Raw genomic sequence first — 23,768 nt, 5'->3', positions numbered from 1 at the left:
AAAATTATGGGAAGGAAAAGCTTAAAGGAAACACGGCGACTGGAGATTGTCAAGGTTTTTTATAAGGTTGCCAAGAAAGAAGGTCTGGAAAACACGTCCATCGCAAAGATTGCGAAGGTCATGGATATCAATCCCAGTCTTATCATCCATTATTTCAAGACCAAAGAAAAGCTTACTTATGCACTCATCGATTACATACTCGAAAAATACCTATTAATCTATAAGATAAGAAAGGGAAACAACGCTCCCTCGCAGCAGATGCTGGTGACGGTCGTGAACGACCTGTTTTCGAGGAAATGGAACAAGCTATTTGACGATGGGTTGTTTTATAGCTGCTATGCACTCACCTTCCGGGAGAAAAAAGTGAAAGGCATGTATAAAAAACTCACCGATACGCTCCGCGAGCAGCTTACAGCACTCATTGAGGAGTGCAACGAAAAGCAGATGATCCGTGTCCGCAGTCCCCGAATGACGGCAGACCTCATCTTTGCGTTGATCGATGGTGGCTATTTTTACCTGAGTGTTTCCGAAAACGCGAAAACGTTCGACGAAAAAATCACCAACTATAAGCTGGAGGCACTTCGCCTACTGGGCATCGAAAACGCGGACGGCGTGTTCTGATCGGTGCAACTGCATTGAGTAACTAGTAACTGGCCAAGCCCATGATCGCCGCAGCCTCATCGTCCTCGAATTTCCCGATTTGCGACAGCAGCAAGCTTTTCATCGCTGCGGTAATGTCGTCGTACCCTTGCTTGCCGTACAGGTTGTGCATTTCCCGGGGGTCCTCCTTAAGGTCGAACAGCTCCCACGCATCCACACGTTTGTAGAAACGGATAAGTTTATACCGGTCGTTGCGCACACCAAAATGGGGCGACACGGCATGCTCGCCGTTTTCGTAGTAATGGTAGTAAATGGCATCGCGGATCGTCGTATCGGGGTTTGAGAACAAAGGCAATATCGACGAGCCCTGCATATCGGATGGGATGGCCGCACCAGCAAGCTGCAGCAGTGTGGGCGCGATATCGGTATTCAAAACAAATCCTTCCGCCACCGACCCGGGTGTGATAGTACCCGGAAGCCGGGCCACCATGGGCGTACGGAACGATTCTTCATACATGAAGCGTTTGTCAAACCATCCGTGCTCCCCCAGATAGAACCCCTGGTCGGAAAGGTAAATGACCAACGTATTTTCTGCCAGTCCATTAGCATCAAGGTAATCCAATATGCGCCCGATATTCCGGTCCATAGAAGCCGCCGTGCTGAGGTAATCGCGCATATAGCGCTGGTATTTCCATTCCGCAAGCTCATGCCCGCTGAGGTTTTGCGCACTGATATCGGCAAATATAGGCTGGTAGTACGCATCGAATTTCTGCCGTTGTTCGGTATTCATCCGTTCGATAGCTCCTCGACGGCTTGCGTCGGCAACGGACTCCATCTTCAGATCATACCCCATCCGCAGGTCCTTAGCTATGCTCATTTCCTGTGCCGCGGCCGCTTTACGTCCGCCGTAATCGTCGTAAAACGTCTCCGGCAATGGAAAATCAATACCATCATACCGGCCGAAGTCGGCCGTATCAGGCAGCCATACACGGTGGGTTGCTTTGTGACCGATGATCAGGCAGAACGGTTCGTCCGGGTCGCGGCTGTCCAACCAGGCTTCCGCCTTGTCTGTGATGATGTTTGTTACGTACCCTTCCACATGCTCCCGCTCGCCACCCGTATTGATGAAATCAGGATTATAGTAGGCCCCCTGCCCGGGAAGGATGCTATAATAATCGAATCCCTGCGGGCTATTGCCGAGATGCTGCTTACCGATCCATGCCGTTTGGTAACCTACCTCCTGCAGCCCTTTCACGAATAAACCCTGCCCGTGGTCAAATGTGGAGGTCTCATTGTCTTTAAAGCCGTTTTTATGGCTATACTTGCCTGTAAGCAGCGTAGCGCGGCTGGGCCCGCATATCGAGTTGGTCACATAGGCGCCGTCGAAACGCACGCCTTCATCAGCTATACGATCGATGTTCGGAGTTTGCACCAGCTGCTGCCCGTAAGCACCTATTGCCTGGAAGGCGTGGTCGTCAGAAAGGATAAGCACCATATTGGGCTGTCGTGCCACGGAGATTCCGGTTACCGAAAAGGGTCGCTGCACGGCGGCGTGGGCAGCTTGCCGCGCGACCTCTGCCTGTGCTACCGATACGCTGTCGGGGCGGTAGTGCGCTACCGGGGCCTGTTGGCCAAACAACGCTTCAAACCACGTACAAGCCGCTACGAACCGGCCGATATAAAGATCGAGGTGGTAACCATCGCGCGTGAGGTTATCTCCGATAAAACTCGTCCGCGCATTCTGGATAGCCGTTCCGCAAGGAACCAGTAAATCGATTGGCACCAATTCCGCGGCCTTCCCGGAGGCATTCATGATGGCATGGTACATCTCCTCTTGGTTGGTATGGTAGTTTGCGAACCCGGGATGGGTGGAATTCGCGGCATAAGCCCAGGTTTGGTGCCAGATATACTTGATACTGCCACCGGTTGCGCTGTCGAGGTAGTGATACAAAGCGGTGAGTGGTTCGATATAGCTATCAAATTGGCCCGATAACGGGCTTGCTTGCTGCAGCGACACATAGTCCCATTGCTCGTCTCGCAATGCTTCCAGTATGCTCACCTTCTCCTGGGTTATTTTTGTGCCGTCAACACCGATTTTCCGGTAACTGTATGCCGCTTTGTCGGCCCGTGCATTTTCCCAGTGTAACGACAGGGGTGCTCCACCAATGTACATGTTGCCAATGACGATGGGTTTGCCTGCTGCAACCGCTAATTCATACAGATATTGTTCAACTGCATCCTGCGAAAAACTGTTGCCTATAGCCAGCACCTTCAGTGTATCCTGTTGGCTATGTGCGTTTGCCAAATAACCAGGCCCTATGGCCAAACCTATAATCAGTAAAAAACGTATGATTCGAAACATGCTCAATTATAAGCACTTTTTTCTTTGCATCAATGGATTTTTTACCCTAGATTTGCACGCTAACGGTTGGCATGTGGTAACACGCCGGCAATGATCAATGTCTTCATGTTTCATAAAACAGCTATTAAATGAGAAGGAAAACATCTGTAACCTGCCTGCTATTTGCTTGTCTGTTCACTGTTGCACAAGCACAAACACCCACCGACCAACCTGCCCCCCCTTCAGATCCTGACAATTTGGCTAAGGAATATTTCTCCCAGATCATGGGCGTGGCTGCATCGGCAACAACCAACACGAAGTTATACCAGTTTGTTTACGAATGGATAGGCACTCCCTATCGCTTGGGCGGGAAGACCAAGAGAGGGGTAGACTGCTCCCGGTTTGCTTATGAGGTTTATGATAAAGTTTTCAACACGACACTAGGCCACAATAGCCGTAATATCTACACCCAGGTAGACCCCATCGCGAAAGATCAACTCACGCCCGGTGACTTGGTGTTTTTCAAAATACGTAGCCGTAACATTACCCACGTGGGCGTTTATATCGGTGATGATAAATTTGCACACGCTTCTTCCAGTCGTGGTGTAATGATAAGCGACCTGAATGATGCCTATTGGAAGCGCTATTATTACAACGGTGGACGGATGCTTGCAGCGGTAAAGGCAGATGAGGGTGAAGACGACCAGCCTACGCTGGCACCTTCTGTGCATTAGGGAATTGGTATAGCTGCCGCATGACCTCGATAATATGTCTGCAAAAAAAGTACTAATCCTCAACCAAGAGCAAATAGCGAAGAAGATAACACGCATTGCTTATCAGTTGCTGGAAGATAATTTCGAAGAAACCTCGCTAGTTTTGGTGGGTATTGCCGATCGGGGCTATGTGTTTGCCCAACGGCTGAAATCTGAGCTGGAACGGATCTCCACTTTCGATATCTTACTGATAAAAGTCACGTTGGATAAAACGAGCAGCACATTACGAGCCAATACAGATACCCCCGCCGAACATGCGAAAAACAGCGTGGTGATATTGGTTGATGATGTGCTGAATAGCGGCCGTACGCTCGCTTATGGTATGGGTGTATTTTTCGATGTACCGTTAAAAAAGATGCGCACCGTGGTATTGATAGACCGAAGCCACCACAAATTCCCGATTTTCAGTGACTTTTCGGGGTTGAAACTTTCTACCATACTCAAAGAGCACGTCGCGGTGAGCCTCCATGAGTGCGACGGCGGCGAGGATGCAGCGTGGCTTATTTAACCTTTATTTTCAATGTCATCCCAGGCGTAATCCGGTTGGTCCGCAACCCGTTGTCAGTCTTGATGGCCGATACCGTGGCTGTCCGGTATTTTTGGGCAATACCCGAAAGTGTGTCTCCCTTTTTTACACGGTATGAGATATACGACGGAGCGGCAGGCTTGGCCTTGGTATCAGATTGATCGGCCGAAGTCACCACCCGGAGGCGTTGGCCTGGCACAATCGTATTCTTCTTAAGGTTGTTCCACACGCGGAGATCCTGAACCGTCACATGGTAACGGTTGGCTATTTTGCCCAGTGTTTCGCCCTTCCTTACCCGATGGGTCACCTCAGCCTCATCAGCTCCTTTATGTAGCTCCGCATTAGCTGCATAAAAGGCCTGCATCTTATTGGGTGTATTCAAGACAGCATACAACGCCGGATAGGCCTGCGGGTGTGCCTCAGGCAGTATCAGCCGCTTCGGCTCATCGGTGGTCCCGTTCACTACCCCTCTTTTATATGCGGGGTTCAGCGATTTTATGACCTCCTCATCCATCTCCAAGGCTTTGGCTACACCGCTCAACGGCACATTCTTTTGTACCCAAACCGCTTCCGTCTGCATGGGGATGGTTGGCTCCGCCGGAACAATGCCGTACTCTTCATGATACTCCATCATATAGGTGATGGCAATAAATGCCGGTACGTAATTACGGGTTTCACGCGGAAGGAAACGGCTTATCGCCCAGTAATCCGGATTGGCCAACCCCGACCGTTGGATAGCACGCAGCACATTTCCCTTGCCGCAATTGTACGAGGCAATAGCCAGCAACCAATCCCCGAAATCGTTGTACGCGTCCAATAGGTAAGCCGCTGCCGCATAGCTTGCAGCGATGGGGTCTTTCCGCTCATCGATATAGCTATCGATGGTCAAATCATACATCTTGGCCGTGGCAAACATAAACTGCCATAATCCCGTAGCTCCCACCCGCGATACCGCATGCGGGTTTAAAGCCGATTCTACGATAGATAGGTATTTGATCTCCTGCGGAACACCGACTTCCTTGAAAACACGCTCATAGATCGGAAAATAATACCGGGACAGCCCCATCATCCGGGAAAGATGCCCCTTGTAGCGCTCTGTGCTATATCCATCGATATAGGATTGCACTTGATCGTTGTAGGTAAGCGGAACCGCTTTCTGCAGATAGGCCAAACGCCCCTCGATCGTTGCAGGAACAAGTTCAAACCTGGGCGACGCACCCAACTTCTCGTCGAGATCAACAAAATTGATGCTATCGGCTATCGCTTCGAGCTGCAACGCCATATGGTGGGCGATGTGTTTTTTTGCTGCTAATGTATCTATTGGTGGATTAGGTGGAAAGGTTTCTGAGAGTGCCACATGGGCACATAACATACTGCCTACGGCAACTGCCGAAATCTTAGTTAACACCATGTTTTATTAGTCGGTATGTATATGCCATAAATTTCACCCCTCAGCTATAAACTAGCTTGTTAGTGAACTACTAATGCTATACTGATTAAGTCTATCTTACATGGAAAACGTAGTTCTTCACTTTTTATTGTATGGCTGGATAAAATAATCTATCCTTACTTCAAAGCCACAAAAATAAATGGACTTTACACCAAGGCAGAATATGGTATAAAGTCCGCGCCCGCATTGGATACGGGTATACTATTGTTTGTTTTCTTCCAGTTCCTCTTTAGGGGTCTCTTTCTGTCCTTCTTTGAACTCTCGGATGCCACGCCCCATACCACGCATCAGCTCGGGGATTTTCCGGCCTCCAAAAAGCAAGAGGAGAGCTAAAACAATCAGGATAATTTCTTGAGCACCAAGAAATAACAACACTGAATCTACCATAACCGTTGTTTTAAAGTTTCAAAATCCACCCTACCTTCAAAAACAGGGTGATTCTGCAAATGTACATATAATATTTTATTTCCTTTACAATAGTTTTGCGCCAAAGTCCTTGCCATGCCGCCATCCATATTCATCACCCACCGTTATTTTGCCAACCACGGTTCCGGATTGATAGACGCTGCACCTTCCCATATTTCAAAATGTACTTCAGATGTGCCATCGGTTGGGTCTACCAATGCGGCACCCAATACCTGGCCACGCTGTACCGCCTGTCCACGTTTCACCGTCGGGCCACCAAGTTTGGTATAAACCGTAAAGTATTTACCATGTTGGAGAATGATAGCATACGAACCGGCCATATTGGCTACCTGGATTACGGTGCCGTCGAAGATAGCCTGTATCTGTGCCCCGTTAGTTGTCCGGATGGTAATTCCTGTATTTTCTACGGTAACATTACGCCCGATAGTGTGCCGCCCGAAACGCTGGGTTATAACCCCTTGCTGTACCGGCCACGGCAGGCGTCCGCGGTTACCCGCGAAATCGGCCGACAGTTTTGCAGCGGCCGGCGTATTGGCCAGCACCTCGGTATCACTTTTGCGCACCGCGGGCTTTTCAGCCTCTACTTCTGCCACGGTTTTACCCGTACGCTCAGCCTCCAGGGCAAGGGCTGCCCGGCGCGCTTCTTCCTCCAGTCGTCGCTGTTCGGCGATTTCCCGTTGGATGGCCGTACGGATTGCACGTGCCAAACGCTCATCTTCCTGCTGTTTCTTCCGCAGCTCTTGCTGGAACGTCTTCTCCTGCTGGGTAAGCGCCTGCAGCACCTTGGACTGCGCACCCTGTTCTTGGGCTATGGTTTTGCGCTCATTCTGTTGGTCGGCAAGCAACACCGCTTGTTCTTTCTTGCTGGCTTCCAACTGGGCCACCTTCAACGCAATCTCCTTCTGGGTTTCCTCAATCTCTTTCGCGCGCAGCTTCCGCGACTCGTTGAACTGCTGCAGATATTTGACACGCTTGAACGCTTGGTTGAAATCTTTCGATGCAAAGATAAACATCATCTTATTGTAGGCATTCCGGTTACGGAACGCAAACATGATCATACTTTCGTAGTCTTTGCGCAATTTATCCAGCTGGTCACGGAGGCTCTGAATGGTCTTGTTGTGCGATGCGATCTGGTTGCTTATGAGCTTGATTTCACTGTTAATAGTACTGATTTTCTGCTCGCGTAGGCGCAGCTGTGTGTTTAGCGCATTCACTTGCTTAAGTGAAAGGCTCCGATCGCTCGATGTGGTTTTGAGGCTTTGATTAAGCCGCTCGATCTCCTGATTCAGTCGCTCGCGTTGCTTCTTCAATTCGGCACTGCTCTGCGCATAGGCTACCGCAAATGTCAAAAAGAATGCAACTACGCCTAATGTTCCCTTTAGATAACTCATCAATATACCACTTTATAACCGTGCCACCCGCTCATTATTGTTTGCGAAAGTAATAAATCTGCCCCGAAAACCATGCATCGTTCCGCATTATTGAACCTCCGTGTATCTCGGCGGGATACTGAACGGCAGTTCCACCTTTTCATCGTAGGCCGCCTTACTATATTTCATCTCAGACTGCAGGGTCAACCGCGGCGCGGCAATGGAAATTTCCATTTGGTAAGGAAAGGGGTTGCTTGCCGATGCCTGGTAATCGGCATAGGAAGCCTCCAACCGCTGCCCGTAGTCGGGCTCCGCAATTGACGTGTAACTGTTTTGGTAATCGTTATCCAACCGCACCTCATACTGCAAACCGTTGGTCTCCTTCTGCAGTACGTACCCGTAGCTCCCCTGCCAAACCGTTACGTCATCCCCCCCAAGCTGATGGGCAACCCCACCTAGCAGCAATTGCTGAATATTTAGAAAATCCACGTCGCTATTCACGAATTGATGCAGGTAGGAAAAGGGTTTCTGAACGTATTCGGCCCGCAATCGGTTGATGATTTTGATGCTGTCGGGTGTGATGAGTAGCCTTGCCACCTCGATACCCATCACGGCTGTTACGGAAATCCAGATCGCTTCATCTCGCACCATACGTACCTGGGCGGTTACGTCATACTGGTCCTTCTCGTTGATGGTGAGGTTGGTCTTGGCACGGCCACTGAACGTAGCGTATTGCGGCTGCTGCTCAGCCACCCGGGCCAACACGGCTGTCCGGACTGCTGCCGAAACGCGCATTTCACCACCCGACGAGGCAATCGGCTTCTTTGTTCCGCACGCCAGCACAACTGCCAATAATGAGCATAAAGCAGCTGCCTTAATCAATGTACCGTTTCGCGTCAATTTTTTTTGATAATTTATCAATATCCTTGCCGACCGACTCCGAAAGACTTTTCGCTTTCTTCCACTGCGTAACGGCTTTGCTTATGCGCCCCAGCTTGGCCAGGATATCGCCATAGTGCTCCAGCAGGGTCTCCGATGCCTCGTCAGCGCTGCCGATCGCCTTTTCTATCCAGGTGAGCGCCGTTTCATAATCGCCCTGTTGGAACAGCACCCATGCATAAGTGTCTTGGTATGACGGATAGTCGGGAGTCAATTCGTTAGACCGTTTTGACATCTCGGCAGCCCGCGATAGGTTATGTTTGCGGAGCGCCAAGTAATAGGCATAATTATTCAGGGCATAGGCATTTGTACTATCCATCGCGATAGCCTCTTCGTAAGCCACATCGGATTCGGCATACATATCCAGGGCATTATAAACATCACCCAAGCTGCTGTATAGCTGGGTCAAAAAAGGAGTATGTTCATCATCTGCCCGGTTCAGTGCGGCTTCCAGGTATTTCCGGGCTTCTTGGTAACGCTTGCCACCCAAATAACCATGCCCGGTGAAAAAGAGGATCAGCGGCTGGTTAGGAAATAAGGCCAGTGCCTCCTTGCCGTGAGCCTCCACATCGCTATACCGGCCCAGCTGGAGTTCCACCTGCAATAACTGCTGCCAAATGCCTTCAATATATCGGTTGATATCCAGTGCATCCAGATACGCACGGCGGGCCTCTTCCGGCTTTTGCAGCTGCGTATACACATCGCCCCGTACGGCATGTGCTTTTGCCTCCTTCGGATAGGTCTCGGCAAATAGGTCCGACAGCGCTGTCACGTATGTCTGGTCAAGCGGGCGCCGCTTGTTGGCCAATGTATTATAGAGAATACCCGCTTTAGCATCGATCCCCAGACTATCGCTGCGGAACGCCTTCTGTAAATAGTCGTAAGCTTGCCGCTGCTTCCCCATGGCCAGGAAAACATCCGCCTTGCCCAGCAAGACAAGCGGCTCGTCGGGAAAGGTAATAGCGGCCTTATCCAAGATGGCGTGGGCTTTCTTAGCTTCGTCAATACCGGTATATAGCTCGGCCAAAAGAATATAGGCCCTCTTGTCGTCTGGCTTTTTCGACACCAGTATCTCCAGTTCGTTTATCGCCGCACTTGTATCGCCCTGTGCCAGGTAAATCTGATGCTTGGTAAAATGCTGCTCTTCGATATTCCCAAACCGCGCAGTTATTGTATCGCACGTAGCCAATGCCGCCTCATACTTTTTATCTAAAAACAATGCATACGCCTTTTCATGGTAGTAATCCACTTTCTCCGGGTTGAGCCGGATAAGCTCGTCCAACACGGAGGGCATGGCCTTTATATTGCCCGTTTTACGGTACACGTCCATCACCACGGTCCAGTACTGTTCGCTGTCTGGATCGAGCTGTGCTGCGCGCAATGCCGCCTCGGCAGCTGCGGAAAGGTCCCCATTCCCGAGGTGCAGCTGGGCTAATTGGAAATACGCCTCTTCTTTGCCGGGCTGTAGTTTTACGACCTCTTCGAGCGTCTTTTCGGCCAGTGCCAGCTGCCCTGACGATTTTTGCTCGAGTGCCTTGGCATACAGCTTCTGTGCCAACAGGCTATCTGTAGCCCCCTGGGCGCCAGGCACCGAAGTTTCTTGGGCAGAGACAGGCTCCACAACACACCATAAACTACCTACCACCATCAAAACACGTGATACCTTGATTATTACTCGCCACATAACTTTGAAAAATAAATATTATTGTCGTACCTTTGCAGTCCCTTAAAACAAAGGGGCTAAATATATTTATTAATTATTTCAAAACAAAGCAAGTGAATACGTTAAGTTACAAAACTGTCTCTGCCAACAAAAGCACCGTCAACAAGGAGTGGATTGTTGTTGACGCTGAGGGCGAGATTTTGGGGCGCTTGTCATCCCAGATTGCCAAGGTAATCCGGGGGAAACACAAGCCTTCGTACACCCCACACGTAGACTGCGGCGACAACGTGATCGTGATCAACGCAGACAAAGTAAAGTTGACTGGCAACAAGCTCGAAGACAAAGTATACCAGCGGTATACGGGTTACCCGGGTGGCCAGCGTTTCAGTTCTCCTAAAGAATTGTTGGCGAAACATCCTACACGCATTGTGGAAAAAGCCGTACGGGGTATGCTGCCCAAAAATCGGTTGGGGCGTGCCTTGTTCAAGAACCTGTATGTATATGCGGGAAGCGAACACCCCCATGCAGCGCAAAATCCAAAAACTGTTAAATTCTAAGGAGCAACAACATGTCGACAACTAACACTTCAGGAAGAAGAAAAACCGCAGTAGCCCGCATTTACCTGAGCGCTGGCAGCGGTAACATCACCGTAAACGGCAAAGATTACAAGGAATATTTCCCCACCTTGCCATTGCAATATATTGTAACCCAAAGTACAGAAGTAGCCGGTGCAACCGGCAACTATGACGTAAAGGTTAACGTAGCCGGTGGCGGTATCAAAGGGCAGGCTGAGGCAGTACGCCTAGCAATAGCCAAAGCATTGATCACGCTAGACCCGGAGGTAAAACCTGCTCTGCGGGCGAAAGGATTGGTAACACGCGACGACCGCATGGTAGAGCGTAAAAAACCAGGACGCCGCAAAGCGCGCAGGAAGTTCCAATTCAGTAAACGTTAATCTTTTAAGGAAAACAGAAAAATGGCAAGAACTACATATCAAGAGTTATTGGATGCAGGTGTACACTTCGGTCACCTTACCCGCAAATGGGACCCGAAAATGGCCAAGTACATTTTCATGGAACGCAACGGCATCCATATCATCGACTTAAATAAAACCCTTACCAAACTGGAAGAGGCAGCCTCGGCAATCAAGCAGGTGGTGAAATCGGGAAGGAAAGTGCTTTTTGTAGCCACCAAGAAACAGGCGAAAGAAATTGTTGCCGAGCAAGCAAAGGCTGTAAACATGCCCTACGTAACCGAGCGTTGGCTGGGTGGGATGCTTACCAACTTTGCAACAGTACGCAAGTCTATCAAGAAGATGTCTAACATCGACAAAATGACCAAAGACGGCACATTTGATGTATTATCGAAAAAAGAAAAATTGATGATACAACGCGAGCGTGTCAAATTGGAAACCTTGTTGGGAGGCATTGCCGACCTAAACCGCTTACCGGCCGCCCTTTTCATTATCGACGTGAAGAAAGAACACATCGCCGTAAGTGAGGCACTAAAGCTGAACATCCCTACGTTTGCCATGGTAGACACCAACTCGGACCCTACAAACATCGATTTCCCGGTTCCGTCCAATGATGACGCGTCTAAGTCAATCGCACTTATCACCGAAATCATTGGAAAGGCCATTCAGGAAGGACTTGAAGAACGTAAACGCGACAAAGAAGAAGAAGCTGAGCGGGAAGCTGCAGCTGCTAAAGCCAAAATAGACAATGGCGAAGAAGCAGAAGTGGAAGCGGCACCTAAGGCCGAAACGGAGGCTGGCGGAAAGCGCCCCCGTAAAGCAAAAGCTGAGGCAGACGCCGACGTAGAAGGCAGCCAGGACGGAGAATAACTTCTTTTCAAAGCCGGATGGACAACGGGGCGCGGGAAGGGATTCGGACCTCCGTCAACCTAGGTACATCCGGTTTTTTTATCCAATATGGTATAAATTAAATTAGGTATTTTAAACAAAGGAAAATAGAATGTCTACAGTACAGATTTCAGCATCAGACGTAAACAAGCTGCGCCAACAAACAGGTGCGGGCATGATGGATTGCAAAAAGGCACTAATCGAAGCAAACGGTGATTTCCAAGCAGCAATCGATTACTTACGTAAAAAGGGTGCTAAGGTGGCTGCCAGCCGCCAAGACCGCGACTCGAATGAGGGCGTAGTTATTGCAAAAACAACAGCCGACGGGAAAAAAGGATTCGTCATCGAACTGAATTGCGAGACCGACTTTGTGGCAAAGAATGCAGACTTTATCGCATTCGGCGAAAGTATTGCTGACGCCGCCGTAGCACACGCCCCCGCATCGCTCGAAGCATTGAAACAACTGGAAATAAGCGGCGTGAAAATCGCCGACCTACTGCTCGACCAAACCGGCAAAATCGGTGAGAAAATCGATGTGTCAAAATACGAAACAGTAGAAGCAGAAAAAGTAGTCGCCTATATCCATGGCAACTACCGCTTGGGGGTATTGGTAGGCCTCAGCAGCGCGGTGGACGGTAGCGACGAAGCCGGCAAAGATGTGGCCATGCAGATCGCGGCAATGAATCCGGTGGCCATAGACAAAAGTGACGTAGACACAAAAACTGTCGAACGCGAACTGGAAATCGCCAAAGAGCAAATCCGTGCAGAAGGCAAGCCCGAAGAAATGGTTGAAAAAATTGCGCAGGGCAAACTCAATAAATTCTATAAGGAGTCTACACTCCTGAACCAGGAATTTGTGAAAGACTCATCAAAAAACATCGCACAGTTTTTGGATAGCGTTTCGAAAGGATTGACCGTAACGGTCTTCAAACGGGTCCAATTAGGCGCTTAAAACCCGTAAGCGGCAACTGTCTCTACCGCGCCGTTGCCGTTTCAGATCATTCAGAAGCCCATCCATCCACATTCCCCATGCGGATGGATGGGCTTATAATCACACGCCCGCAACGATAAACTATTAAGATAATTTTTATCTTTACACGAATATATTCCCGTTGCGAGTAAATGAACTTGTTACAAAAACTGCCTTTTTGGGCTGACTTTTTTTTATTATTATAGATTATTGACTATTTGAGTTCAAAAATTAGTAACTTGGTTGGGAAAAAGATTACCTTGCCGGATAAGTAAAGGCTATCAACAGGAAATTCTCCACGAGCGTAATATAAAAACTGCGTAGTAAAAACTACCCTGGAGATTAAAGAACGTATTAAACATGGAAGCGAAAATTTCCGTTCTATATGTAGACGACGAAGAAAACAACTTGATTTCTTTCAAAGCCACTTTTCGTCTGAAATATAAGATATATACCGCTTTGAGTGGTATTGACGCCATGGAAATCGTCAAACAGCATCCGATAGACATTATCATTACTGACCAGCGGATGCCCCAGATGACTGGTGTTGAATTCCTCGAAGAGGTTATCAAAATCAACCCCGAACCTATGCGGATTTTACTGACCGGCTATGCCGACATGGGCGCAGTGGTAGACGCGGTAAACAAAGGGAAAATATTCCATTACCTAAGTAAGCCCTGGAGTGAAGAAGAGCTGGATGATACCATACAAAGGGCGTATGAAATATTGTCTGAGCGGCAGAAAATAAAAGAATCCTTTTCGCAGCTCGAAGTCACCAACGAACAGCTCGAATTTCTGCTCAGGCAGAAGCTGCTTTCTTAGCGAAGCCCTTTGCCTGTACCAGCGCCAGGTTACTGCTTGTTTACTTACTTGGAATCGTTACGATGAACGTCGTACCCACCCCATGTTCCGACTTGACCTCTATCTCGCCGCGAAGTTTAGCCAACGCACTCTTCACATTGTAAAGCCCGAATCCCGTCCCTTCAGCTTGGTCGCTACCCCTAAAAAACAATTTAAAAATCTCACCGATATCTCCAGTAGCAATACCTATCCCCGTATCCTTGACACATATCGTTGCCTTTCCTCCTTTCACATCCACCGATAGCTCGACCGATTTATTATCGCCGTCTTGCTTTTGGTATTTGAAAGCATTGGATACCAGGTTGTGTAAGATCAATTTCAGGGTTGTCTCATCGCTCTTAAACTCTTCCTGCTGATTACTCCTGATCGTGAACGCTACACTGTTATTCTGGCTATAGATACTGTAAAAACTTTTCAGATACTCAAGAAGGGCATCAAAATTAATATCAGAGATAGTCAATTCCCCCCGCTTCAGCAAGTAATAGTCGTGCAAACTGTTGATATAGGTATTCAGCCTCAGCACCGAGCTTTCCATAAGTGCCAGGATTTCGTGTATGCGCTCGACAGAATCGAATTCCAATGCCAACTTTATAGCCGACAGTACACCTGTGAGAGGGTCGCGGAGGTCGTGGCTGACACTGTATGCAAACTTATCCAGTTCGTCATAGGCTTTTTGTAGCTCCTCATTCCGGATGGCCAGCATCGAGTCGGTAATGAAAAACTTGTTGGCTTCTTCGATTGAAGAGATAATCTCCTCCTCTACCCATGGCTTCCGCACAAACCGGAAAATATGCCCTTTATTCACCGCATCTACAACCGTTTCCAGATCGGCGTAGGCCGTCAAGAGAATCCTCACCGGCAATGGGTACTTCTGCCTCACCTCATGCAGGAATTCGATACCCGTTTCGCCGGGCATCCGTTGGTCGCAGAAAATCACCCGTATATTCGGATTCTGACCCAATATTTCCCGGGCCTCGGCCGTACTCACCGCCGTATGAACCGTATACCGGTACCTGAACGTAGCCTTAAAACTGATCAAGTTGTTGGCTTCATCGTCGATATAAAGTATTTCCGGAGACTCGAGCTTCACACCAAAGGAAGTTTATAAGGTTATTGATTTATTTAACAAAATTAACAAAATGATTAACAAATTAAACTCATTGTATGTGCTGATTTAACGGAATTATAATCAAAAAAGCCACTCCCTCCCCGACGGTAGACTCAACCTTGATTTCGCCTTGGTGTTTCCTTATCGTATTGTATACGATAGACATGCCCAAGCCGGTTCCTTCGCCTACCTCCTTCGTCGTGAAAAAGGGTTCAAATATCTTTTCCTTCACCTCATCCGGCATCCCCACCCCGTTATCCCGAATGGAGATATATGCATGTTCCTTATCAACAGTTGTTTTTATCTCCAAAATACCCCCCGGCTTCCCTTCGAATTTTTTATTGATGGCATAAATACCATTGGTAATGATATTCAGGAAAACCTGGTTCAATTTACCGGGATAACACTCTACCAGAGGCAGTTCACCCAATTCCTTAACCACGGTGACACCCTCTTTGATAACGCTATTCAGGATAACCAACGTAGACTCCAGTCCTTCATTGATATCCGCAAATTTCAACGAGTCTTCATCCACCCGCGAGAATATACGTAAACTTTTGACAATCTCAGCCGTTCTGGTAGCACCCTCATGCATCCCTTTAAGAAGGAAATCGATTTCGGTTTTGAGATACTCCGCATCGATATCTTCTTTGTATGCCTCGATGCGACGCCTTTTCTCATCGGCCGGTACGTCATCGGCCAGCGCGATACGCTCCACTTCCTCCATTGCATCCCACACCATGCCTACATCGCGCTTGAGGGGCGCAACATTGGAAGTCACAAAATTAATCGGATTATTTATCTCATGGGCTACCCCCGCTGTCAATTGCCCCAGGGAAGCCATCTTCTCGGCTTCTACCAATTGCGACTGTGTCTCTTTCAGGTGCGTCAGCGTTTGCTGCAACGAATCGTTCGACTCTTTCAGCGCATGGGTGCGCTCCTCGACCCGCCGCTCCAACACCACGTTTTGCTCACGGATAAGCCTTTCGTTTTCTTTCGCTATTTCAATGGCCTTCAACTGCGATTCTTCTTTTTGCTTCCGGTAGATATTAATCTTGTCGCCCAATGCAAAAGACAGTAACAATGCCTCTATTGACGACCCTATCTGAACCGCATGGACCGTAAAAAGGCTGTATTCTAAGATTCCATAGTCTTTTAATACAAACACGATAACACTACCCAGAAAGATACCCCAGGCAACAAGAAACAGCCGCGCGGAATGGTTTCCCTTCCGGTAAATCACGTACCCTACCGCAAGTACGATAAACGACCCTACCCCGGCTACAAAGTTCACCACTTCATAGCTCATCGTTGGGGCACCGAATAATAAAACGGCAATGGCAAGCAGGTCTCCCGCTATGATTAAATTGAGCAAAAAATTGATTTTTTTACCGTAATCCTTGGTACTCAAAAACGACTTCACAAAGATGACCGATGCGATGCCCGACATAGCCCCCACAAATGCAAGTACATAACTGCTTGAAATGGGCACACCCTGAAACATCCGGCCAAAATATCCCAGCACCGTGATCTGGGCGATGGCAACCCAGAAAATATAGTGTACATACGCGAGATAGTGCCGATCGCGTGCAGAAACATACAAGAACAGGTTGTAAAGAAGCATGGCCACCATGAGCCCGATATAAGTCCCCGACCGGAAATCAAAACCGGCCAACTCCCTAACAACCGTTTCTGAACTCCGGATAGACAACGGTACAAGTAGCTGCGTAGAACTCTTCAGCCTCAGCAAACAGACAATGGAGTCACCTTTAGCTACATGCAGGTCAAAGGCATAAAATTGATGGTTGTAATCCCGGTTGTCATACGTGTCCCTTTCTGAAATGGATGTGCTGTCGCGTTCCCCATTATATAGCGTAAACAACGTTATCTCAGCAACGGTCGGGTTCGTGATTGTCAATACCAGCTGTGCATAGTCGGCGTCGTTGTAAACGGTAAACTTGATCCAATTGACATGATTACTCACCCCCAAATTTGGCACAGCCGTCTCACTCCGCTGGAAAAGCGCCGAGCTCGCCAACAATTCTGCGGGCGTAACCGTTTGATCCGAGTCTTGGAATATCAGCACTTTATCACCGATATACCGCTGCACGGAACCTTCATTCGAAACACGTATTACGGGATCTGCGAATAAGGCCTGCGACCACAAGCCTATCACCATCATCCAAACTAGCCTAGTTATCATTTAAAATGCGATCAATATCAAAATAATATCTTCCGGACTGCGCATGCTCGCCCAGCAATATCTTCCGCGCCACATCTGTAACCACACCGCCACCAAGCACTACAGACGATGCCAATTGCGGCCATGACCGCAACGTTTTTCCTAGCTCCGCAAACGACTGCTTCATCCGCTCAGACAACTGCGCCATATCTACAATTTTCTTGACGATGGTCAGTTGCTCTTCCCGCGATAATGCTGCTCCGCCCACCGCGTCTTCTTCGGCCACTAGGCCATGGAGGATCGGGAGCCCGGCTTCCAGGTCAAAGCGCTCGATATCCAGCATACAGCGGTCGTTGGTTTCCATCACTACCGGAATACGCAGACTCCGTGCAGCAACCCTGCTTTGCAGCTTGATTGCCATGCTGTCGCACACCTCGATCAATAAATCGAGCTTCACGCTTCCGTCTCCCAAAAAAGATGCAATATTGTGCTCCGTCAGCCCGTCAGTAAACACTTCAACCTGGATGAATGGATCTATTTCTGCAATTTCTCTTGCGGCCAATACAGCCTTGTTAGTATTCAGGTTATGAACCCCTGTCCGAATACGGTTCAGGTTACTTAATTCTACGTCGTCGAAATCGGCAAGCCTCAATGTACCGCAAGTCCGTTCCATTGCTAATGTAAGCGCTATGGATTGACCAACCGATAGGCCTACCACACCAACCGTTTTACCGGCAAGGGCCAATTGCTCCTGCTCCGTGATCTTTAGCTTGTTCCGGTTGGTCCTCACTTCTATAAACGCTTCCTCCGGTAGCACGTGTACTAACCGGCGGCTCCATGGATAAAATACCCAAACCCCATATCCACGCATACGTTGCCCATCCAGACACTGCTTGACAAATTGGTCGTACGCTCCCGCTTCAAAGCCGCTACCGGGATTACGGACAATGAACAATTCACGTAATTGGGAATCGATAACGTCGTATACAGATACAGACCGCTCGTCAATAAGCTGGTTGTACCGCTCAAGTTGCGATGCGTCTCGAAGTTGTAGAAGTTCAGGGCGATAGGAAGTCTCCATGGTTACATCAGCTTCAGTAAAAAATCGGTCTGTTACAGTACATCTATAGACTTCGGCACCGAATGGTTGCCCGAATTTGCCTTATAGTAGTTTTTAATAATCTCATCCAAGCTCCACCTATCCATTAGCGGCAGTTCAGCTTCGTAGTGTATCTCGATTTCTTTTTTTCTCAATTGCTCAAGACGTACCACGTTCAACTCACGCCGTATGGTATCGATGGCCTCCTTATTTTCAGGGCTCGCGTGGGCCAGGTCATTAACGTTTTCCAGCAGCATAGTGGTGGCCAGCAGGTCTAATTTCGGATAGTAAAACGTGCCGTCATTCCCGACGCTTGTTTCGATCTGATAACCCACGCTCTCTGCCATCTTCACCGTATAGGGCGCACAAAGCGCGAACAGCGACCTTATCCCTATTTGTGTAGAAATAGCCACTGCTGCCCGCGTTAGGAAAATACTGCCGACACCGTACCCTGCTATTTCCCGTGAGTTCCAAAGTCCGCAGATTTCACCCGTACCCTGCTGTGCATACTGCCATACCAATTGGAAAATCCCCGAATCCATTCCACCGGTCGCCTCCTCGATGGGCAACAGCCGCTTTCCATCGGCAACCTGGATACGGGCACCCCCATATACTTTTTCTTTATCAAGCGATTCGACAATCAGAACGAATGCCGATGGATTGGTCATCCACTCATTTTTTGAAGACGTTACTTTTTTTACGCCTATACTCGTTAATACCTGTTCGTGCCCTTTCAAAAAGAGTTCACAAGCCTTCGGGTCGTCTACAGCACGGAAAGCCCGCAGCCTCACAACCGGGTGTTGCTTGTCTAGCATCAATGACATTGAATCAATTCCAGCATATAAGTGCTACAAAATTAATCAACCCTCGCCGATTAATTTTACAACATGGATGAAAATATTATACGTTAAAACAACATGTGAATTCACGGGCGCTACCGCTAATTCCATCAAAGGGAATAAAGGTAACATTTAAGAACAGAAAATAAAACTATCGTACTTAAAAGAAAATCGTACACGCTTCAACACAAAATCATTCGGAGGGATTGGCAGAGGGGTAAATGAAACTGTCTCCTACATCTGTTTACAACAAACATAGGAGACAGCCTCTTCAAAAGTAGCGGGGAGCAGGATCGAACTGCCGACCTCAGGGTTATGAATCCTGCGCTCTAACCATCTGAGCTACCCCGCCAAAAAATTAGTTTGCAAATATAGTTTATTTTCCCTTTCTTTAGAAAAAAAGTTATCAAAGTTCATAGAAACGGCATAACCGCATCATTATCACAGTAGGCATGGCAGAAAAAATCAAATTCCATCTGGAATACGAAATCAAGTCCTCTCCCAAAATTCTATTTTCATTCTTGCATGAGCCCAATGCGCTGGCCCAGTGGTTTGCAGACGACGTAAACTTTAAGGATGGTATTTACGAATTCAGCTGGGACGACGAGCTGCATGTTGCCAAGCTAATCAGCCTCCGGGAGAATAAATGGGTTAAATACAAATGGATAGATGACGAACCTTATCATTTCGAGATGGAAATCGTGCAAGATGAGCTTACCAATGATGTTGCCTTAGCAATTACCGATTTTGCAAGGGAAGAAACCCTGGACGACCGCAAGCTGATCTGGGATAACCAGATAGCGTATCTACAAAGCGTGATAGGTGCTTAAAAAGTAGTACCTTTGTGTCTAAGGTAGTAAGGCACATATTTTAATGAAAAAAATCCACCTACTAATCCTGAAGTCTTTCATCAGGCCGTTTATCGTCACGTTTTTTATCGTGATGTTCGTCCTCCTTATGCTTTTCCTTTTCAAGTACATCGACGACCTGATTGGTAAAGGGTTCGAATGGTATGTCATCTTGGAGTTGCTCTGGTACGCGGCTGCCACCAATGTAGCCATGGCCCTACCACTCTCCATGTTGCTATCGTCTATCATGACATTCGGCAACCTCGGCGAAAGCTATGAGCTGGTGGCCGTCAAAGCCGCGGGCGTATCGCTACGCAAAGCCATGGCCCCACTATTCGTCTTGGTTGGCCTATTCAGTGCCTGCGCATTCCTGTTCAGCGATTACATCATGCCCATCGCTAACCTCAAAATGGGATCGCTGCTTTATGATGTCCGGATTAAACAAGCCGACTTTTTCATCAAGCCCGGCATCTTCAACAATACCATCCCGGGGTATTCCATCCGAGCCGAAAGCAAAAGCAAGGATGGCAAGATCCTCTATAACCTCATGATTTACGATCATAAATCGAGCAACACCGCCAACAACGTACTACTAGCCAAGGAGGGGTATATCTACAATTCGCCCGACAACAACACCATGATCCTTAAGCTCAAAGATGGCGTCCGGTATGAAGACAGCAGGGTAAGAGACGCACGGGTATACAACCCCAGGCAGCAATTCACCCGGTTTTATTTCGACGAAACCGAGCAGAAGTTCGACATGTCCGCCTTCCAGATGAAACGGACAGACGAAAACCTCTTCAAAAGCCACCATGCCATGCTCAACCTGAAACAGCTGAAGCATTATACCGATTCCAATGCCGTCCAGATGGACAGCCTTCGTAACACGGTATTCCGTGAAATCAAGTCTTATTATTACTACTACAACGATTACTACAAAGCACGCGACACCACTCCGGTCATCTCAGAACCGATCAGTTATCAACATGGGTTTATAACCGTCATCCCGGAAGACAAACGCAATATGGCAATCAGCAGTGCCCAAAGCCAGGTGCGGTACATCAAAGATGTGGTGAACGTCAAGGCGGATGAAGATTCATTTTACAGCAATAAAGATATCCTGTATAATGTTGAATTCCAGCGCAAATTCACACTGGCAGTATCTTGTCTGCTACTGTTTTGCATCGGTGCGCCGCTGGGTGCCATCATCCGGAAAGGCGGATTAGGGCTTCCCGTTGTTGTGGCCATTATCTTTTTCTTAATTTACCATATCATTTCCACCGTAAGCGAAAAGTCGGCCAAGGAGGGTAATATCGACACGTTCTGGGGGATGTGGATGGCTATTTTCGTACTATCGCCGTTGGCCATCTTCCTAGCGTACAAAGCGGCCACGGATTCCGCGCTGTTCGATATCGATCAATACCGGATTAAATTCAACAAAGCCGTGGCATGGGTCAAGCGCCGGATCGGCATTACCGGGCGCCAACAAATCCCGGCACACGAATCTTTACATGACGATTATACGAAGTCATCGTGATAGATGTACCTTTGTATCATAATTATTAAACGCACATCATGAGCATCAGGTTAAATACGATTGAAGAGGCTATCAAAGAGATACAGCTTGGCAAAGTGGTCATCGTGGTAGACGATGAGGACCGTGAAAACGAGGGGGATTTTGTCACCGCCGCGCGCAATGCTACGCCAGAGATCGTAAACTTCATGGCCAACCATGGCCGCGGATTGGTTTGTGTACCCCTTACCGAAGAACGCTGCAAAGAGCTGGACCTAAACCTGATGGTAGGCAACAATACGGCGGTTTACGAGACGAACTTTACGGTATCGGTAGACCTGCAGGGATACGGTTGTACCACGGGGATATCGGTCTCCGACCGGTCGAAAACCATTAAAGCACTCATCAACCCCGATATCAAGCCGGAAGAATTCGGGCGCCCGGGCCATATCTTCCCGCTGATAGCGAAAGATGGTGGCGTGCTGCGCCGTGCCGGCCACACTGAAGCTGCTGTAGACCTCGCCCGGCTCGCCGGATTCGAGTCGGCCGGTGTTCTGGTGGAAATCCTCAAAGACGACGGCGAAATGGCCCGCCTGCCCGACCTGATGGAGGTGGCCAAACGCTTCGACCTGAAAATTATTTCCATCAAGGACCTTATCGAGTACCGGCTTACCAAAGATTCGCTGATCACGCGGGAAGTATCTGTTAACCTGCCCACTGAATGGGGGCAATTTAACCTGACCGCCTATACGCAGAAAAATACCGGCGAGCAGCATGTGGCCATCTACAAAGGCGAATGGGCACCCGATGAGCCCATTCTGGTACGCGTGCACAGCTCATGCGTTACGGGCGACATCTTCGGATCATGCCGGTGCGACTGCGGGCCCCAGCTCCATCGTGCCATGCAGATGATCGAAGAGGAAGGAAAAGGAGTGGTAGTGTATATGAACCAAGAAGGCCGCGGCATCGGACTGATCAATAAACTGCATGCCTATAACCTGCAGGAAAACGGCTTGGATACGGTAGACGCCAACCTCAAACTGGGCTTCAAACCCGATCATCGCGACTACGGCGTGGGTGCCCAGATATTGAGAGACCTCGGCGTTACGAAAATGCGACTGATGAGCAATAACCCGACAAAACGAGCAGGCTTGGTGGGCTATGGGCTGGAAATCGTAGAAAACGTACCCATTGAAATTCCGTCCAATCCATACAACGAACGGTATCTCCAAGCCAAGCGGGACCGCATGGGCCACACCATCATGCGGGGTCCCCGCTCATGATCTGGCGGTAGATATACCGGAACACTACTACCAGACAGGCCAGAACACCACCTACGGCACCACCGATCAGGAAGGATTTTGCTTTCCCCAACTTATCGTTTTCCAGTGGTAATATGGGCTTATCCAACACCTGAATTATCGGCTTTTCGTTCCGCAGCGTTATTTTTGCAATCTCTTGGTTTTTAACCAATTCTGTCAATATCGCGGTATTGGCCTGTACATCGATGGTACGCCGTTGCGATCCCACCCGGAGACGTTGCAATGCCCGATTAGGGTTCGGGTTTGCATCAGTGGCCGCCGCCACACCACTTATCGCATCATTCAGCTCCTGTCGGACAGAGTCCACTTGGCGTGTCAGTACAGCCAAATTTTCCTGTGCTTTGCGTGTTTTTGTCTGAACGTAGAAGTCCGTGGCGTTCGCAATCAGTGTTTCGACGAATGCCTTTGAAAATACCTCGTCCCGCGTTTCCATTTCTACCGAGAAAATATTGTACTTCTTATCAAGCTTGCCGATGACGAGATTGTGTTTCAAAATCGATTTGTAAAATTCAGCCATCAAACTATCCTGAAGGTAAATACCTATGGTGTCCTTGAATTGTATATTCTTTAAATATGGCTTATCCGCCCACTTTTCCCGAAAACCGTTGTATTCCACATAGTGACTTACCAAAAATTCCTTTTTCCCTCCAATCTCCACCTCACTGAGCAGTGTCTTATCTATCATCGATCGGGACCTAAGGAACTCAACGATATTGTCTCCTTGGAAAAACCCCCCAGAACCACCCAGGCCACCGACATTTAAGCCGAACTGGGCCGCGATGTTGGCCGCTGCACCCAAGCTACTGCCTGAACCCGACTGTTCTTCCAAAACAAAACTCAATCGGGCAATATAGTTGGTTTCCTTGACCATCGAATAAACCACCGCCGATGCGCCGCCGATTATTACCACAATCAGGATGATGATCCACCTGCCGATCAAAAAGCGGATCAGGCCGTTGATTTTCATGATCAGCTCCTGCAAGCTGATCTGGTCGATCTGCCTTTGCGAAATACCCTGATTCTCGTTTTCAGTTTTCATCAGAATATGTTTAAATCATTTATTTGTTTATCAATCAA

22 protein-coding genes and 1 tRNA gene are annotated in these 23,768 nt (G+C 48.5%); 11 read left to right on the top strand and 12 right to left on the bottom strand.

What is annotated here, in order from left to right:
- Nucleotides 1-6: 6 nt before the first annotated feature.
- Nucleotides 7-621 (top strand): TetR family transcriptional regulator, encoded by a 615-nt coding sequence (locus NGM62_RS16495; protein WP_262249365.1) that lies wholly within the window; start codon nt 7-9, stop codon nt 619-621.
- A 22-nt stretch (nt 622-643) separates the two neighbouring features.
- On the opposite strand, the gene NGM62_RS16490 is transcribed toward NGM62_RS16495, so the two are convergent.
- The gene (locus NGM62_RS16490) at nt 644-2,962 is read right to left on the bottom strand and encodes a DUF4886 domain-containing protein (RefSeq protein ID WP_262249364.1); all 2,319 of its coding nucleotides are present in this window, start codon (nt 2,960-2,962) and stop codon (nt 644-646) included.
- A gap of 128 nt (nt 2,963-3,090) precedes the next feature.
- Here NGM62_RS16490 and NGM62_RS16485 point away from each other — a divergent pair, with 128 nt between their 5' ends.
- Together NGM62_RS16485 and NGM62_RS16480 are read left to right on the top strand one after the other, a co-directional pair.
- The gene (locus tag NGM62_RS16485) at nt 3,091-3,675 is read left to right on the top strand and encodes a C40 family peptidase (protein WP_262249363.1); all 585 of its coding nucleotides are present in this window, start codon (nt 3,091-3,093) and stop codon (nt 3,673-3,675) included.
- Nucleotides 3,676-3,709: 34 nt separating this feature from the next.
- On the top strand, nt 3,710-4,222 hold the full coding sequence (locus NGM62_RS16480; protein WP_262249362.1) for a phosphoribosyltransferase family protein: 513 nt from the start codon (nt 3,710-3,712) through the stop codon (nt 4,220-4,222).
- On the opposite strand, the gene NGM62_RS16475 is transcribed toward NGM62_RS16480, so the two are convergent.
- The 5 genes from NGM62_RS16475 to NGM62_RS16455 all read right to left on the bottom strand — a co-directional run bounded on the left by NGM62_RS16475 (nt 4,215) and on the right by NGM62_RS16455 (nt 10,109).
- A complete protein-coding gene (locus NGM62_RS16475; RefSeq protein ID WP_262249361.1) occupies nt 4,215-5,651 on the bottom strand; it encodes a LysM peptidoglycan-binding domain-containing protein in 1,437 nt (478 codons plus the stop codon). The genes NGM62_RS16480 and NGM62_RS16475 overlap by 8 nt on opposite strands.
- Before the next feature lie 240 nt (nt 5,652-5,891).
- Complete coding sequence (tatA, locus tag NGM62_RS16470) at nt 5,892-6,077, bottom strand: twin-arginine translocase TatA/TatE family subunit (RefSeq protein WP_262249360.1); 186 nt, start codon at nt 6,075-6,077, stop codon at nt 5,892-5,894.
- Nucleotides 6,078-6,220: 143 nt separating this feature from the next.
- A complete protein-coding gene (locus NGM62_RS16465) occupies nt 6,221-7,507 on the bottom strand; it encodes a murein hydrolase activator EnvC family protein (RefSeq protein WP_262249359.1) in 1,287 nt (428 codons plus the stop codon).
- Nucleotides 7,508-7,594: 87 nt separating this feature from the next.
- Nucleotides 7,595-8,386, bottom strand: coding sequence for a DUF4292 domain-containing protein (locus NGM62_RS16460; RefSeq protein WP_262249358.1), 792 nt, complete (start codon nt 8,384-8,386; stop codon nt 7,595-7,597).
- Nucleotides 8,361-10,109 carry a tetratricopeptide repeat protein gene (locus NGM62_RS16455; protein WP_262249357.1) on the bottom strand — a complete coding sequence of 583 codons (1,749 nt, stop codon included), beginning with the start codon at nt 10,107-10,109 and terminating at the stop codon, nt 8,361-8,363. Before NGM62_RS16455 ends, NGM62_RS16460 begins: the two co-directional genes overlap by 26 nt.
- 92 nt (nt 10,110-10,201) lie before the next feature.
- Here NGM62_RS16455 and rplM point away from each other — a divergent pair, with 92 nt between their 5' ends.
- From rplM to NGM62_RS16430, 5 genes are all read left to right on the top strand, one after another.
- The gene (gene rplM / locus NGM62_RS16450; RefSeq protein WP_262249356.1) at nt 10,202-10,645 is read left to right on the top strand and encodes a 50S ribosomal protein L13; all 444 of its coding nucleotides are present in this window, start codon (nt 10,202-10,204) and stop codon (nt 10,643-10,645) included.
- A gap of 11 nt (nt 10,646-10,656) precedes the next feature.
- On the top strand, nt 10,657-11,043 hold the full coding sequence (gene rpsI, locus NGM62_RS16445) for a 30S ribosomal protein S9 (protein WP_262249355.1): 387 nt from the start codon (nt 10,657-10,659) through the stop codon (nt 11,041-11,043).
- Between the two features lie 21 nt (nt 11,044-11,064).
- A complete protein-coding gene (rpsB, locus tag NGM62_RS16440; RefSeq protein WP_262249354.1) occupies nt 11,065-11,931 on the top strand; it encodes a 30S ribosomal protein S2 in 867 nt (288 codons plus the stop codon).
- A 130-nt stretch (nt 11,932-12,061) separates the two neighbouring features.
- Nucleotides 12,062-12,901 (top strand): translation elongation factor Ts, encoded by an 840-nt coding sequence (gene tsf, locus NGM62_RS16435; RefSeq protein ID WP_262249353.1) that lies wholly within the window; start codon nt 12,062-12,064, stop codon nt 12,899-12,901.
- A gap of 378 nt (nt 12,902-13,279) precedes the next feature.
- On the top strand, nt 13,280-13,741 hold the full coding sequence (locus NGM62_RS16430) for a response regulator (RefSeq protein ID WP_262249352.1): 462 nt from the start codon (nt 13,280-13,282) through the stop codon (nt 13,739-13,741).
- A 40-nt stretch (nt 13,742-13,781) separates the two neighbouring features.
- On the opposite strand, the gene NGM62_RS16425 is transcribed toward NGM62_RS16430, so the two are convergent.
- From NGM62_RS16425 to NGM62_RS16405, 5 genes are all read right to left on the bottom strand, one after another.
- Nucleotides 13,782-14,870 carry a hybrid sensor histidine kinase/response regulator gene (locus NGM62_RS16425; RefSeq protein WP_262249351.1) on the bottom strand — a complete coding sequence of 363 codons (1,089 nt, stop codon included), beginning with the start codon at nt 14,868-14,870 and terminating at the stop codon, nt 13,782-13,784.
- A 67-nt stretch (nt 14,871-14,937) separates the two neighbouring features.
- Nucleotides 14,938-17,091 carry a sensor histidine kinase gene (locus NGM62_RS16420; RefSeq protein WP_262249350.1) on the bottom strand — a complete coding sequence of 718 codons (2,154 nt, stop codon included), beginning with the start codon at nt 17,089-17,091 and terminating at the stop codon, nt 14,938-14,940.
- Nucleotides 17,081-18,151, bottom strand: a complete 1,071-nt coding sequence (locus NGM62_RS16415) for a ThiF family adenylyltransferase (protein ID WP_262249349.1) — start codon at nt 18,149-18,151, stop codon at nt 17,081-17,083. Before NGM62_RS16415 ends, NGM62_RS16420 begins: the two co-directional genes overlap by 11 nt.
- A gap of 32 nt (nt 18,152-18,183) precedes the next feature.
- Nucleotides 18,184-18,993: a hypothetical protein gene (locus NGM62_RS16410; RefSeq protein ID WP_262249348.1), complete on the bottom strand. Its 810-nt coding sequence runs from the start codon at nt 18,991-18,993 to the stop codon at nt 18,184-18,186.
- A 293-nt stretch (nt 18,994-19,286) separates the two neighbouring features.
- Nucleotides 19,287-19,360, bottom strand: a tRNA-Met gene (locus NGM62_RS16405).
- A gap of 100 nt (nt 19,361-19,460) precedes the next feature.
- Between NGM62_RS16405 and NGM62_RS16400 the strand changes: the two genes are divergently transcribed.
- Genes NGM62_RS16400 through NGM62_RS16390 form a run of 3 tightly spaced genes read left to right on the top strand, consistent with a single transcriptional unit; the run spans nt 19,461 to nt 22,652 of the window.
- Nucleotides 19,461-19,838, top strand: coding sequence for an START-like domain-containing protein (locus tag NGM62_RS16400; protein ID WP_262249347.1), 378 nt, complete (start codon nt 19,461-19,463; stop codon nt 19,836-19,838).
- Between the two features lie 43 nt (nt 19,839-19,881).
- Nucleotides 19,882-21,393, top strand: coding sequence for an LptF/LptG family permease (locus NGM62_RS16395; protein ID WP_262249346.1), 1,512 nt, complete (start codon nt 19,882-19,884; stop codon nt 21,391-21,393).
- Between the two features lie 38 nt (nt 21,394-21,431).
- Complete coding sequence (locus NGM62_RS16390; RefSeq protein WP_262249345.1) at nt 21,432-22,652, top strand: bifunctional 3,4-dihydroxy-2-butanone-4-phosphate synthase/GTP cyclohydrolase II; 1,221 nt, start codon at nt 21,432-21,434, stop codon at nt 22,650-22,652.
- Here the strand turns inward: NGM62_RS16390 and NGM62_RS16385 are convergent.
- On the bottom strand, nt 22,630-23,730 hold the full coding sequence (locus tag NGM62_RS16385; RefSeq protein WP_262249344.1) for a lipopolysaccharide biosynthesis protein: 1,101 nt from the start codon (nt 23,728-23,730) through the stop codon (nt 22,630-22,632). The two genes, NGM62_RS16390 and NGM62_RS16385, sit on opposite strands and share 23 nt — an antisense overlap.
- Between the last annotated feature and the right edge of the window lie 38 nt (nt 23,731-23,768).

The organism is Parapedobacter soli (assembly GCF_025460835.1).
GTDB classification, from domain to species: domain Bacteria; phylum Bacteroidota; class Bacteroidia; order Sphingobacteriales; family Sphingobacteriaceae; genus Parapedobacter; species Parapedobacter soli.
This window is presented reverse-complemented; position numbering and strand designations above follow the sequence as displayed.

What these genes read in the sequence shown, in the direction of transcription:
- NGM62_RS16495 (WP_262249365.1), top strand. Translation starts at nt 7, where the DNA reads ATGGGAAGGAAAAGCTTAAAGGAAACACGGCGACTGGAGATTGTCAAG.
- NGM62_RS16490 (WP_262249364.1), bottom strand. Translation starts at nt 2,962, where the DNA reads ATGTTTCGAATCATACGTTTTTTACTGATTATAGGTTTGGCCATAGGG.
- NGM62_RS16485 (WP_262249363.1), top strand. Translation starts at nt 3,091, where the DNA reads ATGAGAAGGAAAACATCTGTAACCTGCCTGCTATTTGCTTGTCTGTTC.
- NGM62_RS16480 (WP_262249362.1), top strand. Translation starts at nt 3,710, where the DNA reads ATGTCTGCAAAAAAAGTACTAATCCTCAACCAAGAGCAAATAGCGAAG.
- NGM62_RS16475 (WP_262249361.1), bottom strand. Translation starts at nt 5,651, where the DNA reads ATGGTGTTAACTAAGATTTCGGCAGTTGCCGTAGGCAGTATGTTATGT.
- tatA (WP_262249360.1), bottom strand. Translation starts at nt 6,077, where the DNA reads ATGGTAGATTCAGTGTTGTTATTTCTTGGTGCTCAAGAAATTATCCTG.
- NGM62_RS16465 (WP_262249359.1), bottom strand. Translation starts at nt 7,507, where the DNA reads ATGAGTTATCTAAAGGGAACATTAGGCGTAGTTGCATTCTTTTTGACA.
- NGM62_RS16455 (WP_262249357.1), bottom strand. Translation starts at nt 10,109, where the DNA reads ATGTGGCGAGTAATAATCAAGGTATCACGTGTTTTGATGGTGGTAGGT.
- rpsI (WP_262249355.1), top strand. Translation starts at nt 10,657, where the DNA reads ATGTCGACAACTAACACTTCAGGAAGAAGAAAAACCGCAGTAGCCCGC.
- rpsB (WP_262249354.1), top strand. Translation starts at nt 11,065, where the DNA reads ATGGCAAGAACTACATATCAAGAGTTATTGGATGCAGGTGTACACTTC.
- tsf (WP_262249353.1), top strand. Translation starts at nt 12,062, where the DNA reads ATGTCTACAGTACAGATTTCAGCATCAGACGTAAACAAGCTGCGCCAA.
- NGM62_RS16430 (WP_262249352.1), top strand. Translation starts at nt 13,280, where the DNA reads ATGGAAGCGAAAATTTCCGTTCTATATGTAGACGACGAAGAAAACAAC.
- NGM62_RS16420 (WP_262249350.1), bottom strand. Translation starts at nt 17,091, where the DNA reads ATGATAACTAGGCTAGTTTGGATGATGGTGATAGGCTTGTGGTCGCAG.
- NGM62_RS16415 (WP_262249349.1), bottom strand. Translation starts at nt 18,151, where the DNA reads ATGGAGACTTCCTATCGCCCTGAACTTCTACAACTTCGAGACGCATCG.
- NGM62_RS16410 (WP_262249348.1), bottom strand. Translation starts at nt 18,993, where the DNA reads ATGTCATTGATGCTAGACAAGCAACACCCGGTTGTGAGGCTGCGGGCT.
- NGM62_RS16400 (WP_262249347.1), top strand. Translation starts at nt 19,461, where the DNA reads ATGGCAGAAAAAATCAAATTCCATCTGGAATACGAAATCAAGTCCTCT.
- NGM62_RS16395 (WP_262249346.1), top strand. Translation starts at nt 19,882, where the DNA reads ATGAAAAAAATCCACCTACTAATCCTGAAGTCTTTCATCAGGCCGTTT.
- NGM62_RS16390 (WP_262249345.1), top strand. Translation starts at nt 21,432, where the DNA reads ATGAGCATCAGGTTAAATACGATTGAAGAGGCTATCAAAGAGATACAG.
- NGM62_RS16385 (WP_262249344.1), bottom strand. Translation starts at nt 23,730, where the DNA reads ATGAAAACTGAAAACGAGAATCAGGGTATTTCGCAAAGGCAGATCGAC.